The organism is Eudoraea sp., from assembly GCF_049669105.1.
Classification (GTDB): domain Bacteria; phylum Bacteroidota; class Bacteroidia; order Flavobacteriales; family Flavobacteriaceae; genus Eudoraea.
Genome location: NZ_JBATKE010000060.1, coordinates 1 through 18321, shown reverse-complemented (window position 1 = coordinate 18321; position 18321 = coordinate 1). Strand labels below are relative to the sequence as shown.

Annotated in this window: 17 protein-coding genes; 5 read left to right on the top strand and 12 right to left on the bottom strand. The window is 36.3% G+C overall.

From position 1 onward, the window contains the following. Window positions 1-71 precede the first annotated feature (71 nt). From WBM60_RS04875 to WBM60_RS04865, 3 genes are read right to left on the bottom strand one after another with little or no spacing between them, the layout of a single operon-like run. Window positions 72-1322 (bottom strand): DUF1015 domain-containing protein, encoded by a 1251-nt coding sequence (locus tag WBM60_RS04875; RefSeq protein ID WP_424282816.1) that lies wholly within the window; start codon window positions 1320-1322, stop codon window positions 72-74. A 4-nt stretch (window positions 1323-1326) separates the two neighbouring features. Then, on the bottom strand, window positions 1327-2217 hold the full coding sequence (locus tag WBM60_RS04870; RefSeq protein ID WP_424259925.1) for a 3-hydroxyacyl-CoA dehydrogenase family protein: 891 nt from the start codon (window positions 2215-2217) through the stop codon (window positions 1327-1329). Window positions 2218-2274: 57 nt separating this feature from the next. Next, entirely contained in the window at window positions 2275-3240 is a 966-nt protein-coding gene (locus WBM60_RS04865) for a Gfo/Idh/MocA family protein (protein ID WP_424259924.1), read from the bottom strand. Window positions 3241-3357: 117 nt separating this feature from the next. Here WBM60_RS04865 and WBM60_RS04860 point away from each other — a divergent pair, with 117 nt between their 5' ends. Further along, entirely contained in the window at window positions 3358-3999 is a 642-nt protein-coding gene (locus WBM60_RS04860) for a protein-L-isoaspartate(D-aspartate) O-methyltransferase (RefSeq protein ID WP_424259904.1), read from the top strand. A 35-nt stretch (window positions 4000-4034) separates the two neighbouring features. Here WBM60_RS04860 and smpB read toward each other — a convergent pair whose 3' ends face one another. After that, window positions 4035-4496 carry an SsrA-binding protein SmpB gene (gene smpB, locus WBM60_RS04855; RefSeq protein WP_299163080.1) on the bottom strand — a complete coding sequence of 154 codons (462 nt, stop codon included), beginning with the start codon at window positions 4494-4496 and terminating at the stop codon, window positions 4035-4037. Window positions 4497-4608: 112 nt separating this feature from the next. Here smpB and WBM60_RS04850 point away from each other — a divergent pair, with 112 nt between their 5' ends. After that, window positions 4609-5358: a DUF6503 family protein gene (locus tag WBM60_RS04850; RefSeq protein WP_424276947.1), complete on the top strand. Its 750-nt coding sequence runs from the start codon at window positions 4609-4611 to the stop codon at window positions 5356-5358. Here the strand turns inward: WBM60_RS04850 and WBM60_RS04845 are convergent. Then, window positions 5336-5881, bottom strand: coding sequence for a SixA phosphatase family protein (locus WBM60_RS04845; RefSeq protein WP_424259757.1), 546 nt, complete (start codon window positions 5879-5881; stop codon window positions 5336-5338). The genes WBM60_RS04850 and WBM60_RS04845 overlap by 23 nt on opposite strands. A 93-nt stretch (window positions 5882-5974) precedes the next feature. Between WBM60_RS04845 and WBM60_RS04840 the strand changes: the two genes are divergently transcribed. Then, window positions 5975-7657 carry a PorP/SprF family type IX secretion system membrane protein gene (locus WBM60_RS04840; protein ID WP_424282815.1) on the top strand — a complete coding sequence of 561 codons (1683 nt, stop codon included), beginning with the start codon at window positions 5975-5977 and terminating at the stop codon, window positions 7655-7657. Between the two features lie 4 nt (window positions 7658-7661). Here WBM60_RS04840 and WBM60_RS04835 read toward each other — a convergent pair whose 3' ends face one another. After that, window positions 7662-8258: a TetR/AcrR family transcriptional regulator gene (locus tag WBM60_RS04835; RefSeq protein WP_424282814.1), complete on the bottom strand. Its 597-nt coding sequence runs from the start codon at window positions 8256-8258 to the stop codon at window positions 7662-7664. A gap of 121 nt (window positions 8259-8379) precedes the next feature. Beyond that, the gene (gene clpB / locus WBM60_RS04830; RefSeq protein ID WP_424276945.1) at window positions 8380-10980 is read right to left on the bottom strand and encodes an ATP-dependent chaperone ClpB; all 2601 of its coding nucleotides are present in this window, start codon (window positions 10978-10980) and stop codon (window positions 8380-8382) included. Window positions 10981-11145: 165 nt separating this feature from the next. On the opposite strand from clpB, the gene ytxJ reads away from it, so the two are divergent. Continuing rightward, complete coding sequence (ytxJ, locus tag WBM60_RS04825) at window positions 11146-11541, top strand: bacillithiol system redox-active protein YtxJ (protein ID WP_424259753.1); 396 nt, start codon at window positions 11146-11148, stop codon at window positions 11539-11541. A gap of 29 nt (window positions 11542-11570) precedes the next feature. On the opposite strand, the gene WBM60_RS04820 is transcribed toward ytxJ, so the two are convergent. After that, window positions 11571-12758, bottom strand: coding sequence for a hypothetical protein (locus WBM60_RS04820; RefSeq protein WP_424259752.1), 1188 nt, complete (start codon window positions 12756-12758; stop codon window positions 11571-11573). Window positions 12759-12880: 122 nt separating this feature from the next. Further along, window positions 12881-14167 (bottom strand): fumarylacetoacetase, encoded by a 1287-nt coding sequence (gene fahA, locus WBM60_RS04815; RefSeq protein WP_424276944.1) that lies wholly within the window; start codon window positions 14165-14167, stop codon window positions 12881-12883. A gap of 112 nt (window positions 14168-14279) precedes the next feature. Between fahA and glyA the strand changes: the two genes are divergently transcribed. Continuing rightward, window positions 14280-15557, top strand: a complete 1278-nt coding sequence (gene glyA / locus WBM60_RS04810; protein ID WP_424262742.1) for a serine hydroxymethyltransferase — start codon at window positions 14280-14282, stop codon at window positions 15555-15557. A 54-nt stretch (window positions 15558-15611) separates the two neighbouring features. On the opposite strand, the gene WBM60_RS04805 is transcribed toward glyA, so the two are convergent. The 3 genes from WBM60_RS04805 to WBM60_RS04795 form a co-directional block, all read right to left on the bottom strand. Next, the gene (locus WBM60_RS04805) at window positions 15612-16283 is read right to left on the bottom strand and encodes a hypothetical protein (RefSeq protein ID WP_424262744.1); all 672 of its coding nucleotides are present in this window, start codon (window positions 16281-16283) and stop codon (window positions 15612-15614) included. Window positions 16284-16447: 164 nt separating this feature from the next. Beyond that, window positions 16448-17119 (bottom strand): histidine kinase, encoded by a 672-nt coding sequence (locus tag WBM60_RS04800; RefSeq protein WP_424262746.1) that lies wholly within the window; start codon window positions 17117-17119, stop codon window positions 16448-16450. Continuing rightward, on the bottom strand, window positions 17116-18321 hold a 1206-nt coding region (locus tag WBM60_RS04795), incomplete at its 5' end, for a sensor histidine kinase (RefSeq protein ID WP_424282813.1). The genes WBM60_RS04800 and WBM60_RS04795, both read right to left, overlap by 4 nt.

Sequence of the window (18321 nt, the reverse complement as noted above, 5' to 3'; positions counted from 1 at the left end):
ATTATATGTTTTACATAATTACTCTACACTTTTCCTTATCTGCTAGTATTGGATGGCGTAAAGTTGAATCTTTAACTTACTGATGAACCTAAATCGTAGATAGCGAGTGCGCTTCTGAGCTTTGGTTCTATGTACGTACTTTTTGGAGGCATAACCAATCCTGCATCAGCTATTGCCTTTATCTCTTCAACGTCTAAAGGGACTAAACCAAAACCTACTGCAAAATTCCCACGGTCAATCTCATCTTTCATTTTAAGAACATTGCGTTTGCCATAGCCATATTGAATTCGTTTATCATTTCTTAAATCGTTTATTTGGAGGATGGGTTCAAGGATAGTCTTGTATAAAATCTGGGTATCGAGCTTACTAAGGGCATCCGTAAATTCATATCTGCTTTTCCGTAAGTATAAGGAATAAAATAAACCGTTTAGGTACATGCTAAAATGATGCTTTTTGCTTGGTCTGTACAATTGATCACCATGATTCGTGATTCTAAAAAATTTATCCAGTTTTACAAGAAATTCTTCTGCTGTAAGTCCGTTCAGATCACGTACCATTCTGTTAAACTCAAATATTCTAATCTCCGATTCGGGGATTAAGTAACTCATGATGAAATTGTAAGGTTCTTTACCAGTATGACCTGGGTTTTTCTTTTGCGACATAAGAGATAATAGATTCGAAGATGCACTTCTATGATGCCCATCAGCTATATATAAGGAATTTACCTTACCAAATTCATTCTGCAGTCGTGTTAAAGTACTTTTTCCTGAAATTTTCCATAGGGTATGTGTTGTCTTGTCAGGTGTTGTAAAATGACATTGCGGATTGTTTTTGATCTCTGAATTTATTATCATAGATATTTCAACGATATCCGGATAAATCATCAAAACCGGCTCGGCTTTGAACTGAACTAATTGGAGATAATTCGCAAATAATTTTTCCCGGTGTTCTAGTGTGTTTTCGTGTTTTTTAATTACAGAATTCCTGTAATCTTCGGTACTGGTTGCACATATAATTCCGCAGCAATTAAGATTGTCTTTTTCTATTTTATAAATATAAAAGCTTTCCTCATTGTCCTTTAAAAGGATTTTGTCTTCTAAAAACTCCAAATAACGGTTATGAATTAGTTTAAAACGTTCCTTGCCGGAGACCTTTCTGTTAAGCCTGTTACCTGGATTGATTATATGTAAAAAGGAAAATGGGTTGTAGTTTAAGACACAGTCTAATTCTTTTTTTGAATATTCTTCGTAAGAACGTGAAGCTACGAATGACACTTTATCCTTTGCCGGCCGTATTGCTTTAAATGGTTTTATAACTGCCATAGAACTATTGGGCAAATTGTTTGGCTACTTTTTCAGCCTTACGCGTTTCTGAATAGTCGTAAAATCCTTCTCCAGATTTAACTCCTGTTTTACCCGCCATTACCATATTCACAAGAAGTGGACATGGCGCGTATTTAGGGTTTTTAAACCCGTCATGCATAACATTTAGAATTGAAAGGCATACGTCAAGCCCAATAAAATCGGCTAACTGCAAAGGTCCCATAGGATGTGCCATCCCTAATCTCATTACCGTATCTATTTCAGATACACCCGCTACATTATTGTAAAGGGTTTCTATTGCTTCATTTATCATGGGCATTAGGATTCTATTTGATACAAATCCGGGATAATCATTTACTTCCGTGGCTATTTTACCTAATTTTTCAGAAATTTCCATCACGGTTAGAGTAACCTGATCACTCGTATTATAACCTCTAATGATCTCTACCAATTTCATTATGGGTACAGGATTCATAAAATGCATTCCAATTACTTTGTCTGGTCTTTTCGTAACTGCGGCAATTTGCGTTATGGAAATGGAAGATGTATTAGTCGCCAGAATAGCATTTTCAGGGCAATGGATATCCAGTTCTTTAAAGATGGCCAATTTTAATTCCACATTTTCGGTTGCAGCTTCAATTACCAGGCCTACTTCATTTACCCCTTCCTTCAGTGAGGTATATGTAGTAATATTCTTTAATGTATTTGTCTTTTCATTTTCAGTAATTACATTCTTTAACAGCATCCTATCCAGATTTTTGGAAATTGTTAAAGTCCCTTTGTCGAGGGATTCCTGCGAGATGTCAACCAAGTGAACTTTAAAACCATTTTGCGCAAATACATGCGCAATTCCGTTACCCATTGTACCTGCCCCTATTACTGCAATTGTTGTTATCATTTTATGCTGATTAATCAGTGAAAATTACTTAATGTCTTTTATACTCTAAACCCATTAGTTTTTGAAAGACGAGATTACCTGTAAAGCTACATTTAAAGCCTGAGTGCCCTGTTTTAACGTCACTACAGGGGTGCTATTATTATTTATAGCTGCTGCAAAGGTTTCCAGTTCATCCTGGATTGCATTGGTGTTCAGAATTTCAGGGTTTTCAAAATATATCTGTTTTTTATCTCCTTCTGCGTTCTGAAGTATCATATCAAATTCACCGGGCTTTTCAGGTGCGTCTTTCATTCTAACAACTTCCACCTGTTTTTCAAGGAAATCAACAGATATATAGGCGTCTCGCTGAAAAAACCTTGATTTCCTCATGTTTTTTAATGAGATTCTACTTGCAGTAAGATTAGCAACGCATCCATTTTCAAATTCAATTCTGGCATTGGCAATATCCGGGGATTTACTAATTACAGATACGCCACTTGCATTAATTCTTTTCACCTCGGAATTGACAACACTAAGAATTACATCGATATCATGAATCATTAAATCTAATACCACGGGTACATCAGTTCCTCTGGGATTGAACTCTGCCAGCCGGTGAGTTTCAATAAACATAGGATCCTTAATATTACTTTTAACCGATATAAAGGCCGGGTTAAAACGTTCTACGTGCCCCACCTGTCCTTTCACCTTATTCACATCCTCAATTATCAGAAGTTCCTCTGCTTCCTTCAAAGTGTTGGTAATGGGTTTTTCGATAAAAACGTGTTTTCCTTTTTCCATCGCTTTCTTCGCACACTCGTAATGAGATAAGGTAGGTGTGACAATATCTACAACGTCTACCTCGTCCATGAGGGAATCTATATTTTCAAAATAGGTATATCCAAATTCTGCAGCAACCTTTTCACCGTTCTCAGCATCCGGGTCGAAAAATCCAATTAAATCATATTCAGTTGATTCATTAAGAAGGCGCAAATGAATTTTACCTAAATGTCCTGCACCTAATACGCCAACTTTGAGCATAAGTTTATGTTTTTTCAAAAATAAGGAGATTAATTCTAAATTATGTCAATGTATCACTTGTAAAACACACCTATTTCCAATTTGATTTTCTAATTTTAGCAGCACAAAACCAAACTATTGAAAGATACTTTCAAACATAAGGGAATGCGCAATAAACTTGTAGACATTATTGCTGCCAAGAATATAAAAAATAAAAATGTTTTAGACGCTATCAGAGGGGTTCCAAGACATTTATTTATGGATAGTAGTTTTGAAGATCACGCCTACCAGGATAAAGCCTTTCCCATTGCTGCGGAGCAAACCATATCACAACCATACACTGTAGCCTTCCAAACGGAATTGTTAGAAATAAACCCTGGGGACAAAATATTAGAAATTGGAACAGGAAGTGGCTATCAGACCGCCGTGCTTTTGCGATTGAAGGCCAAGGTATTCACTATTGAACGACAACTGGAATTATTCAAAAAAACCTCTATATTTTTTAAGAAAATGGGATACAGACCCAAAAAATTTATTTTTGGAGATGGATATAAAGGTCTTCCTGAGGAAGCCCCTTTTGAAGGAATTATAGTAACTGCCGGGGCTCCGGAAATTCCTAAGGCCCTGTTATCTCAATTAAAAATTGGAGGTAAATTGGTAATCCCGGTTGGTCTGGATGATCAGATTATGACACGTATTATTAGAAAATCAGAGAAGGAATTTGAACGGCAGGAATTTGGCTCTTTTCGATTCGTTCCGCTTTTGGAAGATAAAAATTGATTAAATCACGTGATGTTTACTGAATTATTCAGAGCTTAGGCATTAAAATTCTTTTTAAGACGATCCAGATTTCTTTTGTTGTCCCTATCCTTAATGCTTTCCCTTTTGTCATATAATTTTTTACCCTTTGCCAGAACAATTTTAAGTTTAGCTAATCCCTTATCGTTTACAAAAAGATTCAGGGGAATAATGGTAAGCCCTGTATTTTTTACTTCTTTTTCCAGTTTTTTTAATTCTTGTTTTTTTAGCAGAAGTTTGCGGGCAGCTTTAGGTTTGTGATTAAAATGCGTGGCATGTGAATATTCATCAACTTGCATATTTATAACAAAAAGTTCTCCCTGTTCATTGAACTCACAAAAACTTTCTGTGATAGAAGCTTTACCCAGCCGAATAGATTTTATTTCGGATCCTGAAAGTACAATTCCGGCTATATAGGTATCCAGGAATTCAAATTCAAAACGGGCTTTTTTGTTTTTTATATTTATGGTTTTCTGCATAAGTGACAAAAGTAAGAACAAATACCAGAGTACGATATATTGGAAAACGAATTTATTTTTGTGAAAAGTGTAAATAAAGCAAGACTTTTACGATTACTATAAAAACTTATCTATGTTGAGATTTACAGTAATCATTTTTATCTTTATAACAATAGGTTGCAGGAACAGGAACTCAGATACTATTGATGTTCAAGATATTATAGACAAATCTATAGAAGTCTCAGGAGGTAATCTGTACTCATCATGTAATATATCTTTCACCTTGCGTGATGTTAGGTATGAATTAGAAAACAATTCAGGAAGAAAGATCTTAAAGCGAATTATAAATAATGATTCGACCACCATTTTGGATATTCTAAAGCATAATGGTTTTGAACGAACCATAAATGGGAACCCTGTAATTGTAGCCGACTCCATGGCCGCCAAATATTCAAATTCAATAAATTCTGTTCATTATTTCGCGTATCTTCCATATGGCTTAAATGACCCTGCGGTGAATAAAAAGCTTCTTGGTGAAACCCAATTTGGAGATAGACAATACTATAAAGTGGAAGTTACTTTTGATGAAAAAGATGGAGGCGAAGATTTTGATGATATTTATATCTATTGGTTTAATAAAGAGACGTATAAGCCGGATTACTTAGCGTATGAATTTAATGTAGATGGAGGAGGAACAAGATTTCGTGAAGCGTTTAATGAAAGGATAATTAATGGAATTCGGTTTGTTGATTACAATAATTATAAAGCTTCAAAAAATATTTCAGTATATGAGCTTGAAGCACTTTTTAAAACCAAAGAATTAGATCTTCTATCAACCATTCGCTTGGAAGATATTGAAGTTAATCCGGACAATTGCAATTGAAATTCAAACGATTGGCCGATACATTTTTACCAGTTACCTGGACAATAAAAAGACTCCCATTGTCATAATCATCCATGGCGTCATATTTATCTTCTCCCAGCACCTTGTTTACTAAATCTGGTGTTGAATTACTATGACCAACTATAAGAACATTTTTACCTAAATTATCCATTTTAAATTGCTCAATATCAATATTAGAAGGGTCATAATATTGAACAGTTATTTCCTTCTTAACAGAAGTTGGGGCAGCGGTCATAGTTGTTCTCTCGAAATCTGTTGAATAAATGGCATCTAGTTCAACATCATTCAATATTTCTGCCCAGTGCATAGCTCTTCCAAGGCCTTTTTGGCTTAATTCAGGATCAATGTCTTCTGAATTACTTCTTATCTTTTCTGCGTGTCGTATGAAATAATAAGTAGAAACCGCAGGCTCAACATAGGCATCTGATAATTTTTGGTCATCTTTGCATGCGATTATGCCTGTAAATAAAAAGGCAAAGATTAGAAGTTTAATTACTTTCATACTGGATTAGTTTATTTAACTTTAATGGTATGCTTAAATGTAACTGAATTTCGGTAAAATTAGTATGTTTAACCCTTTGTTTTTTCTGTAGTTATGTTGAAAAAAGCACTGTTTCTTTTTATGGTTTTGACCGTGCTATCTGTAAAATCTCAGGAGCCGGAATTACCATATGATTTCCGACAGCATAACCTTACAGAATTTAACAGTAGTCTTTTAAGCCCGGTATTTTCATTGGACAGGAATAATCCGCAATCAGTAGCATTGTGGACCAGATGGCAATGGCAAACTCCGGATAGTAGCCCCACAACCTTATTTTTAAATTATTCCAGAAAACTTAACGAAGAATCTGCCATTGGAGGAGGGTTTCTTCAACATAATACAGGTGTTTTTGTCAATACGGGAGGAGTATTGAATTATGCATATAATTTTGTATTGAATTCCAAAACCCAAATAACCCTGGGGATAAATGCCATTGGTTACCAACGAAAACTGGCCGAGGAGTTTATTATGGATCCGGGGTTACCAATATTTGAAGAAAAAAGCAACTTTATTCTTCAAATAGCACCAGCTGTTAAACTTCAGTTGAATGCTTTTAGTTTTGGTATCGCTATGGAAAATTTGATGGATAGAAACCTTACAACCAATGAAGGTAATGCCAGTGCTACGGGTTTAATTTATATGGGTCTGGCCAGTTATGATTTCCCTGTAACTATTTTTGGTGATTCCTCCACATCTTATATAAGACCAACTCTTTACTATAAGCGTTTACCTGATTTTGATAATCAAATAGGATTGAACACCTTTTTTTCTACACCAAAATTCTGGGCTCAATTGGGATATAATAATTTTTACGGCATCTCAACCGGAATAGGGGGACACTTCTTTAAAAAACTTTCCCTTGGGGCTTTGGTTGAATTTGGAACCAGTGCTGATATTAAAGGTGAGGACCCGAGTTTTGAAATTGTGACCGCCTTTAGTTTTGGACAACAAGTCTTTGAAGTTGAGGAGTTAGAAGATTTGGAGACAGAACAGCAACAGATAAACGAAGAATTAGCAGTGTTGGAAGCCCAAAGAAAACAAGATTCTCTGGCGGCTGTTAAGGCAGCAGAAATATTAGCGCTGGAACAACTTCAGAATCAGAAAAGTAAGGATTCAATTGCCATTGTAAGCGAGCAAATTGAATTGGCAAAAGCCCAAGAACTGGCAGAAACAAAAAGAAAAGACTCAATTGCACTCGTAAACCAACAAATTGAATTAGCCAAAGCTCAAGAACTGGCAGAAACCAAAAGAAAAGACTCCATCAGGATGGCTAAAGAGGCTATCGCGATTGCTGCCATAAAAGCGGGACAGGAGAAAAGTAGGATAGACTCCCTAAATGCTGTTAAACAGGCAGAAACATTGGCAGAGGCCAGAAAACTTAGGGAAAAGAATATGCAGGATTCTATTAATGCGCTTGAAAAAGAAAAAGCTATAGAAGAAGTAGTAGTATTGAAAAAAGGAGAAGTTTACGAGGAAGTGGCTTCTGAGGAGGGCTTAGAACCCGGTTATTATTTAATAGCTAACGTCTTTGGCACCAAAAAATACTTCGAAGCTTTTGTCAAGAAGTTGTCAGATGAAGGGTTGCAGCCAAAATCATTCTATCGTGCGAAGAATAAATATAACTATGTGTATTTAAAAAGGTATGATTCAATGCAGGAAGCAAGAAATGCAAGAGATTCTAAATATGGTGGGCGTTACGACGGTAAAACCTGGATTTATAGAGTCGTAGGTAAGTAAATAGCTATTTTTTGATTTCTTTTTTAACCAGAAGATCAAGATACGCAATTGTATTAATAAGATATTTCCTGTCACCTGTAATTGTTGCCATGGCTGTAGCTCCTTGAATCATTGTGTATAATTGTTTTGCAAATTGTAAAGGGGTAACAGGTAGTTTCAATTCATTGTTTTTTACCCCATTTTCCAGAATCAAAGCAATTTTCCCTTCAATTGTTCGTATTGTTTCATTGACTGCTGCCTTTAAAGTAGCATTATTATATTTGGCATCTACACCCACATTTAAAACGGGACAACCTCCCATGCTTGCTGTGAAAGAGTCATAATGGCGATAATAATCAGTAAGCGAAAATAGTTTTTCCAGGGCTGTACCTTCGATATTCAATTTATCATCAATGGCCTTCAGAAGTCGTTTGCTGTTATATTCAAAAGCGGCAATGGCAAGGGCCTCTTTATTTTCAAAATTACCATATAACGCTCCCTTTGTAAGACCGGTTGCTTCAGTAAGGTCATTCATGCTGGTTCCCACATAGCCATGCTTATTGAAGATAGGGGCTACAGTTTCAATAATATATGCAGTGGTTCTTTCAGCTTTGGTTGGCATGGGTCCTCTATTTTGTACGAAGATAAAAAATCTATATACTGTATGGTATTTTAATGCATAAAAAAAATGTACCCTATGCCGATGTAAATCGGAAGGGTACACTTTTCAATTATTAAAAGGATTAATTAACTAACTCACTTTGATTTCTAAAAACCAGACCGTCTTCAAAAGAATCTATTAACACAATACTATCTGCCTTAACTTTACCACCGAGTAATTCTTTTGACAGGCTGTTTAACACCTCTTTCTGGATCACTCTTTTTATAGGCCTGGCCCCGTATTGTGGGTCATAACCACGTTGGGCAAGGTAAGCAACGGCTTCTTCGGTTGCATCAATTGTGATATGTTGTTTAGAGAGCATTTTTTTAAGCTGCTCCAGTTGCAGTTTAACAATCTGTGTAATATCCTCTTTGTTAAGGGGAGTAAACATAATAATATCATCTATTCTGTTAAGGAATTCAGGTCGAATAGTTTTTCTAAGAAGCCCCATAACCTCAATTCGGGCAGACTCCATTGCCGAATATATGTCGTCCAGGACCTCAAATTTCTCCTGAATAATATGGCTGCCCATATTACTGGTCATTATGATAATAGTATTTTTGAAATCAGCAACTCTTCCCTTGTTATCTGTAAGTCTTCCTTCATCGAGTACTTGCAATAGGATATTAAATGTATCCGGATGTGCTTTTTCTATCTCATCTAAAAGTATCACAGAATAGGGTTTACGGCGCACGGCTTCGGTGAGTTGACCACCTTCATCATAACCGATGTACCCCGGAGGGGCCCCTATCAATCTACTTACTGAGTGACGCTCCTGATATTCGCTCATATCAATTCTGGTAAGTGCATTTTCATCATCAAACAGATAAGCAGCTAAAGTTTTTGCCAGTTCGGTTTTTCCAACACCGGTGGTGCCCAGGAATAAGAATGAGCCAATGGGGCGTTTGGCATCCTGTAAACCTGCTCTGCTTCTCCTGATAGCATCAGACACGGCCTGAATGGCCTCATCCTGCCCAACAACACGTTTGTGTAACACATCTTCCAGCTTCAATAGTTTTTCGCGTTCACTTTGTAACATCTTTTTAACTGGAATACCCGTCCATTTCGCGACTACTTCTGCAATATCTTCGGTAGTTACTTCCTCTTTGATAAGGGTTCCTTTTTTTTGCTCATTGCTAAGATCCTTTTGAAGTAATTCTAAGCGCTCATGAGCTTCTTTTATTTTTCCATATCGCAATTCCGCTACTTTACCATAGTCTCCATTTCGCTCTGCTCTTTCAGCCTCTTGTTTGAAATTTTCAATATCCAGTTTTGTTTTTTGAATATTATCAATTACAGTTTTTTCGCTTTCCCACTTAGCAAAAATTTCATTTCTATCTTCTTTGATATTGGCCAGATCTACATTAAGTACTTTAAGTTTAGCATGATCATCTTCTCTTTTGATTGCTTCAATTTCAATCTCCAATTGCATGATCTTTCTGTCCAGTACATCCAATTCTTCTGGTTTGGAATTTATCTCCATTCGCAGTTTAGCCGCAGCTTCATCCATTAAGTCAATAGCTTTATCCGGCAAAAATCTATTGGTAATATATCGCTGTGATAATTCGACTGCCGAAATAACAGCTTCGTCCATAATTCTTACTTTATGGTGTGCCTCATATTTTTCTTTAATACCACGTAAAATTGAAATGGCACTTTCCGTATCAGGTTCGTTTACCGTAACTTTTTGAAACCTGCGCTCGAGTGCTTTATCTTTTTCAAAGTATTTTTGATATTCATCCAATGTTGTGGCACCAATAGCCCGTAAATCTCCTCTTGCCAAAGCGGGTTTTAGAATATTTGCCGCGTCCATTGCTCCTTGACCTCCGCCGGCACCAATAAGGGTGTGTATTTCGTCGATAAAGAGTACAATATTGCCATCTGAACTGGTCACTTCTTTAATAACTGATTTTAGCCGTTCCTCAAATTCTCCTTTATATTTTGCACCGGCTATCAGCGCCCCCATATCCAGGGAATAAATAACTTTATCTTTTAAGTTTTCTGGGATATCCCCTTGGACAATTCTATGAGCAAGTCCTTCTGCTATTGCAGTTTTACCAGTTCCTGGTTCCCCAACCAGCATAGGGTTATTCTTGGTCCGTCTGGAAAGAATTTGAAGTATTCTTCTAATTTCCTCATCCCGTCCAATAACAGGATCCAGTTTCCCTTTATCGGCGAGGTCATTCAGGTTTCTCGCATATTTATTCAATGAATTATAAGTTTCTTCGGCACTTTGCGAAGTAACTTTACCTCCTTTTCGCAATTCTTCAATCGCAGCCAAAAGATCTTTTTCCTGAATACCCTGATCCTTTAATATTTTTGAAATTTTACTTTTAGATTTAAAAAGAGCAACTATTAAATGTTCGATGGAAACATATTCATCCTCCATCTTTCTTGCAATAACGTTAGCTTCATTCAATGTTTTACCCGCTTCTTTAGAAAAGAGTATTTCTCCCCCAGAGACCTTGGGTAAACTTTCCAGGTCTTTTTCTAGTATTTGGTTTACCAGAGAGATATTAACATTTAATTTTTTTAAGACAAATGGGAGCACATTCTCATCAATCTCCACGATTGCCTTATAAATATGTTCATTTTCAATTTGCGGATTTTCCATACTCTGTGCAAGTATTTGCGCATGCTGTATGACTTCCTGAGATTTTATGGTAAAATTATTAATGTTCATTATATATGTTTTTTGGAGTTAATGTTTAATTTTGAATTATATAGGACAACAATCTTACCACGAAGAATAAACAGACAAGATGTCGGAAAAATCATCTTTTCGCAGGACATTTCGACAGGTTGTATGGAAATATAAAAAAATCGACTAATCAGCTTTAAAAGGAAAATGGGAATAATTAATAACTTATTCAGTAGTAAAAATGTAAATCCTGATGAACAAAAGGATCAAATAGCATGGATACCTTTAACATCTGTGGATCAGCTTATGGAGATTGAACATAACTCTTCTAAAAGGCCTCAGATTATTTTTAAACACTCCACTTCTTGTGGTATCAGCAGTATGGTTCTCAGATCTTTCAGGAATTCATATTCCCTTGAAAAGAATCAGGCTGATTTGTATTTTTTGGATTTGCACAGATACAGGGAAGTTTCTAATGAAGTTGCAAATAAATTTCAGGTATACCACCAATCACCTCAGGTTTTAATAATAAAAAATGGTATCGCAGTGGCTCATGAATCTCATGGGGGAATTACATCACTAAATTTATCAGGCTATATATAAAAAAACCCCGAAAGTTCGGGGTTCTGATTTTAATTAAATTTGTGTCTTACCACGATGTCCTTCAATCTTGATTTTAAATCTTCCCCGGCATCGTAAACCATTTGCTCATTGGAAGGAAATGGTACCGCAACTCTGTCTAATAGCGGGACAAGATCATTATCAAGCGCTCTTTTATCACCGTTATAATTTGCATAAACATGCTCAAATACAAATTCACTGCTAATAGGGTATGAATTGAGTTGTTGTTTCCTTTGCAAATCTATATAACTTACATTACCAGTAACTTGCGCGGATTTATGCTGGGTAAACTGATAGAAATTGCAACTTACCGTCCTGAATCTGTCTACCTTTATTTCATTACCCAGACTGTCTTTTACTACTCTGCCATCGGCATCAACAAGTACTTCAACACCATCTTTAATCTGTCTTTCCTTAATAATCTGTTTTTCCTGGATTTGTTCAGGAGATATGTTAATGGCTCTGAAGGCTACTTCCATTTCATAGTCATAGTCTACTTCAGCTAGCGGATTGGTATGATACTGTGTCCATTGGTCATTTAATCCGTAAGTGTTAAAATTCAATAGTTCTTCTTCTAAACGCTCAGGAACTATTTGCTCTGTATCATTAACCATGTTTACTTTAACATAGTCCAAGCCTTTCATATAGGCCTCGTCCATTTTTTCTCTGCTATCAGCAAATCCCGGACTTAATTCATTCAGATATTCAAAATCCCTATAAGCATTTCTATAGTCCTCCTTGAATTTCGCATTCTGTAACAACTCTGAAGCGTTATCATATAAATAATCAGATAAATTGTCTTTTGCTACAAGGATCTCATTATCGTAATTGGTAAAAGAAAATCTGGCATTTCTGTCTTCCTCATATACCTGCAGAGGCAGAAGTGGTTTTATTTGCCGCTGAACATTTTTCAAGCGGCTATACCCATTAAATATTGCGTCATAATTGGCAGGGTTACCTTCTTTTTTTAAATATGCAATATTTTCTAATTCCCTTTGTGTATATTTTTTGAAGGCTTCTTCCAGAAGCAACACATAGGGTTGGTTGCCTTTTTTAGTTTTATTATCGGCCAGATTTCTTATTGCCTTATTTATGGCAGCGGAATAATTGCCCGTATTTATGGCCTCCTGGGTTTTTTTAACCCCTCCGCATGCTATTAAAAGAACCAAAACAGTTGTAAAGAGTATTGTTTTTTTCATGATATTATATTTAAGGGTTTTAACAGCAGTTTTCAATAGCTGTGCCAAAACACATATAACTCATAACGAAAAACGATATTATATCGTATATATTCGGTAAAATGATGTTTTATTTACTGAATTTAGAGATTATCTTTTAGTGTAGGAAGTAATTTTGTCTCTACCGTACCAAACCCGATGCGCACACCATCTTTTTCACAAAATCCTTTTAATGTTACGGTGTCGAAATCTTGGATTGAGGTCCTTTTTTCCCCATTCTGCAGGCTAACAGGCTTTGTTCCCTGCCACGCTAATTCCAGCATTGAGCCATAAGAATCAGGGGTTGCACCTGAAATTGTTCCACTGCCCATAAGATCACCACTAAGTATCTTGCAACCATTAGAAGTATGATGTGCCAGCTGTTGTGCCATAGTCCAGTACATATACTTAAAGTTTGATCTGGTAATCGTTGTAGGGACCCCTTCCTCAGGGGTTATTGAAACTTCTAAATGAATATCAAAGCTATTTTTTCCCTCTTGCTGCAGATAGGGTAGTGGTTTGGGCTCTTGTTTCGGACTTTCAACCCTAAAGGGTTCAAGAGCTTCCAGTGTAACAATCCAGGGAGAAATAGAAGAGGCAAAATTCTTTGCCATAAATGGCCCAAGGGGCACATATTCCCATTTTTGCATGTCCCTGGCACTCCAGTCATTTAATAAAACCAGTCCAAAAATATACTTTTCAGCCTCGTCAATTGGGATAGATTCTCCTAATTTATTCGCATCTGTTGTTATAAAGGCCATTTCCAATTCAAAGTCAACCATTTTAGAAGGTCCAAACTCTGGTTTGTTAGCCCCTTTAGGTAACGTCTGCCCCTTTGGTCTTCGAATATTATTCCCACTGGGAATTATTGTGGAGCTTCTGCCATGATACCCAATTGGAATATGCAACCAATTTGGTAATAATGCATTTTCAGGGTCACGGAACATACTCCCGATATTAGTGGCATGCTCTTTACTTGAATAAAAATCCGTATAATCGCCAATCTGGACAGGAAGCTGCATTTCTATCTCATCCATTGTGAATAAAACAATTTTACAGTGTTCCTGGTTTTCTTTTAGGATAGGGTTGGTAATGTCAAAAATTTCGCTAATCCTATTTCGGACTAAACGCCAGGTTTTATGACCATCAGAAATAAAATCGTTCAAGGTATCCTGAAGGAATATATCATCCGTAAGTGGAATTCCATTGAAATAACCCAGTTGATGGAGTGCTCCAAGATCAATTGCATGATCCCCGATTCTCGTACCAATTGTTACGACATCATCCCTTGTCAGGAAAACACCAAAAGGAATATTCTGAATTGGAAAATCAGAATTAGGGGCTACTTGTAGCCAGGTTTGCTTGGATGGATCATTTGTTTTTAATGACATGATATAATTGTTGATTTATGTTTGATAAATTCCTGATCAAATATATTATTTTCTTCTTATTAAAGTCTGGCAATTTGTACTTTTACGCCTCATTTAACACAAGATTATTGTTATGCAACGCGACCATCAAATATTTGACTTAATTGCCGAGGAAAAAGAACGGCAATTAAATGGGATAGAGCTTATTGCTTCTGAAAATTTTACAAGTCCACAAGTTATGGAAGCTGCCGGATCTGTTCTAACCAACAAATACGCAGAGGGTTATCCCGGAAAGCGCTATTACGGGGGGTGTGAAGTAGTTGATAAGATTGAACAACTGGCAATAGACAGGGCTAAAGAATTATTTGGCGCGGAATACGCAAATGTTCAACCGCATTCGGGTTCTCAGGCAAATGCCGCAGTATACCAGGCATGTTTAAGTCCCGGGGATACAATTTTGGGCTTTGATCTTTCACATGGAGGACATCTTACTCACGGTTCACCGGTTAATTTTTCCGGAAAGCTTTACAGACCGGTGTTTTACGGTGTAGATGAAGAAACCGGTGTGATAAACTACGATAAAATAGAGGAAATAGCTAAAAAGGAGCGACCGAAGTTAATTATCGCGGGAGCTTCTGCGTATTCCCGGGATATGGATTTTAAAAGATTTAGGGAAATTGCAGATAGTGTAGATGCGCTTTTACTGGCAGATATTGCACATCCTGCAGGCCTGATTGCAAAAGGGATATTAAATGATCCCATACCACACTGTCATTTTGTTACCACAACAACACATAAAACCCTTAGAGGTCCCAGAGGTGGGTTAATTTTAATGGGGCAGGATTTTGATAATCCTTTTGGGATTAAGCTGAAAAACGGAAATTTAAGAAAAATGTCTGCCTTGATTAATCTAGCCGTTTTTCCTGGTAACCAGGGAGGGCCTTTAGAGCATATTATAGCAGCTAAGGCAATAGCTTTTGGTGAAGCCCTTTCAGATGAATTTTTGCATTATATGTTGCAGGTAAAGAAAAATGCCGCAGCTATGGCTGCAGCTTTTGTTGCCAAAGAGTATAACATAATTTCCGGCGGTACAGATAATCATATGATGCTCATAGATCTGCGAAATAAAAATATTACCGGAAAGGATGCTGAAAACATTCTGGTCAAAGCTGATATTACCGCAAATAAAAATATGGTTCCATTTGATGATAAATCACCTTTTATAACTTCAGGAATTAGATTTGGGACTGCCGCGATTACTACCAGAGGTCTTAAAGAGCAGGATATGGCCAAAATTGTAGACTTAATAGATGAAGTTATTACTCATCCGGAAGAGGAGGATGTCGTTTTGAAGGTAAAAGAAAAGGTAAATAAGTTGATGAAAAACCTTCCGTTATTTAACAATGGATAGCAAACGCCGATTTATGGAAAACCAATAGCCCTATTTATTGGTTTTCCATTTTAATCAATGATTTAACATAAATAAGTCACCAAAAATGATTGATTTATTCTTCAAGTCATAGATTACGGCATCTTTTTCAGAATCGAAATAAAGACCCCAATATTCAAAATAATCTTTCTTATTATTATTTCCAGCCCTAATATTCTTTAGTTTAGCATCATTTTCAAAGAGGTCTTCCTCAAAGACTGGAATATATATTTCATAGGGAGTTTCAGTAAGTTTTTTGGTAAAATACACATAGTGTTCCGCAATAGTTTGAAGAATTTGCCGAAGTTGTTCTTCAATGCTATTTTCAAATATATTCTTAATGATAATAGAGGAATCTTTTAAAAAAATAGAAAGTTCTTCAATATCTATTCTCCTGCGATTCAATTCATTTAAGCTTCTCAATGCCTTAGAAAATGGGGAACTTTTAGACCAGCTATTCTGTGTAGAGTATATTCTGCCCCAGGTACCTTTTTGTAAATGTGACAGAACTTCAACCAGCTTAAAATTGCAATCCATTTCAATAACTAAATTTTCCCGGGTATTATCCGTGGAACAGTTTCGTATGGCTACATTAGAAAAATAATCTTTTTCCAAACTCTTTTTAAAAGCAGTCAATCCCTTTATTTGAGGGTTGTCATCCAGCTTAAGCTTAAGGTTATCTCTAAAATTATCCTGTTTGTTTGACATTATAACAAAAAAACTTATTGGTATATATCAAAATTAATTTTAAAAAATAATAGTAGGCTATATAAAAACCATAGAATAAATAAGGTTTTACATGCGTTTTGTATTTAACTGACAAGTTTGAAGAAAGAAACGGGACTAGTTTTGCTTAGAAGGAGGGAGTATATTCAGATAAAACCTCTGTTTCTGGATTCAGTAATCAAGGCCTGATCGTTCTGTTTTTCAACCCCAAAAACTGCTTTCAGATTCCGTTTTCTATTTTCAATACTGGGAAGTGATAAGGATACATAATTAACCATATCTTTAGTTTTAGTACCTATAGAGAGATAATGAAGTATCTTTTTATCTTTCTCATCCAGGACAATATCATCATTAGCCATCTTTTTCCGAATAGCTGCAAGGGCCTTCTGCGTATAATAGGGGGGATTGGTCATTACAGTGAGGACCATAGCCTGTAATGATTTTTGATCTATTTCAGTTTTTACCATATAACCTTCGGGATCAACAGTCTTAAGAATACTGTTTATTCTGTAATTATCACTAAATGAAGACATAAAAACAATTTTTGTCTTGGGAATCACCTTTCGTGCAAAAACCCCTATATCTTCACCGGTTTTCGCAGGTCCTTCAACAGCTTGTGATAATTGTATGTCCAATAAAAGAATGTCATAATTAAATGAAGTGACAGAATTTTCTATTTTTTGTATCGCCCCTTCATAGGTTTTGGCAGTATCTACATGTACTTTAAAATCTTTAAATTCTGTGTCCTCTAGGATAAATTTATATCCCATTGTGGTCATTTCATGATCATCTACCGCTAAAATCCGAATCGTTTTCATGATGACGTTTTTTCTACTGTCTCAAATTTTTCTTTTCCATTAATCTGACTTACACTTTCAGATTCCTTTGATATGTATGGCACTTGTACAGTTACCAAGGTGCCTTTTCCCGGTTTGCTCTCTAAACTCCAGTCCCCGTTTAATTTATTTACTCTGGAAGTAATATTTTTATGGCCAATCCCTTTCTTACCTTTTTTGGCATTAAAGCCCCGGCCATTATCTTTTAGTGTTATTTTTATTATACCATCTGTTGAGTCCATTTCAACATAAATCGCTGTAGCAGCAGCGTGTTTAATGCTATTTTGAAGACTTTCCTGGATAACCCTGTAAAGATTAATTTTAATATCGCCACTTAAGGCATCCCAATCAAGACCTTCATCATAGTTAAAATGGTACTCCAGATTAGCTGCTTCACATATATTTCTTAATAAATCTTCAACGGATATTATAAAGTTATGGAATTTTTGATAAGAAGCATCGTTTAATTGGTGAGAAATTGTTCGTATCTCTTCCTGCACACCTTGTAACTTTTCAATAGCCGCGCCGCGCATACTAATGGCATTATCATCTATTTTTTTGTTCAATCCCAACAACATCATCCGAATACCATTCATCTCACCCAGTATGCCATCGTGAAGTTCCTCTGAAATTCGTTTCTGCTCAGATTGTTTTCCCTCCTCCAGTTTTTGGTTCTGGGCGAGCATCAGGTTAAAAATTTCCTGATTCGCCTGCTGTTGTTGTTGCTGGAACCGAAGTTTTCGATTTTTGGCGCGTTGCGAAATGATAATAAGAAATGAAATGGCCAATAAAAAAAGGCCTATAGCAATACCTATCCATAGTTGCCTTTGTCTTGCCAAAAGTTGGTTTTCCGCTTTAAACTCATCCGTTTCAAAACGGATACGGGCAAATTTGTTTCTGATCTTGCGATCTTCTTCCTGGAGACTGTCATTTAAAACCAGGTATTCCTTCAGGTAGGACGGTGCATTTTCCGGGTCTAATAAAGGGTAGAGCTTTAATGTTTCAAGAACAAGCTGGTTATCATTGCCTTCTTTTGCAATTTCAAGAGCCACCTGAGCATTGTCCATTGCTAATGAAGTATCTCTTTCAGCCAAAAAATACTCCGCCAGATGGTAGCGACTCATGGCAATTTGATCAAGGTAGTTCTCCTGGATATTAATTTGCAAAGCCTCTTTTAAATTGGC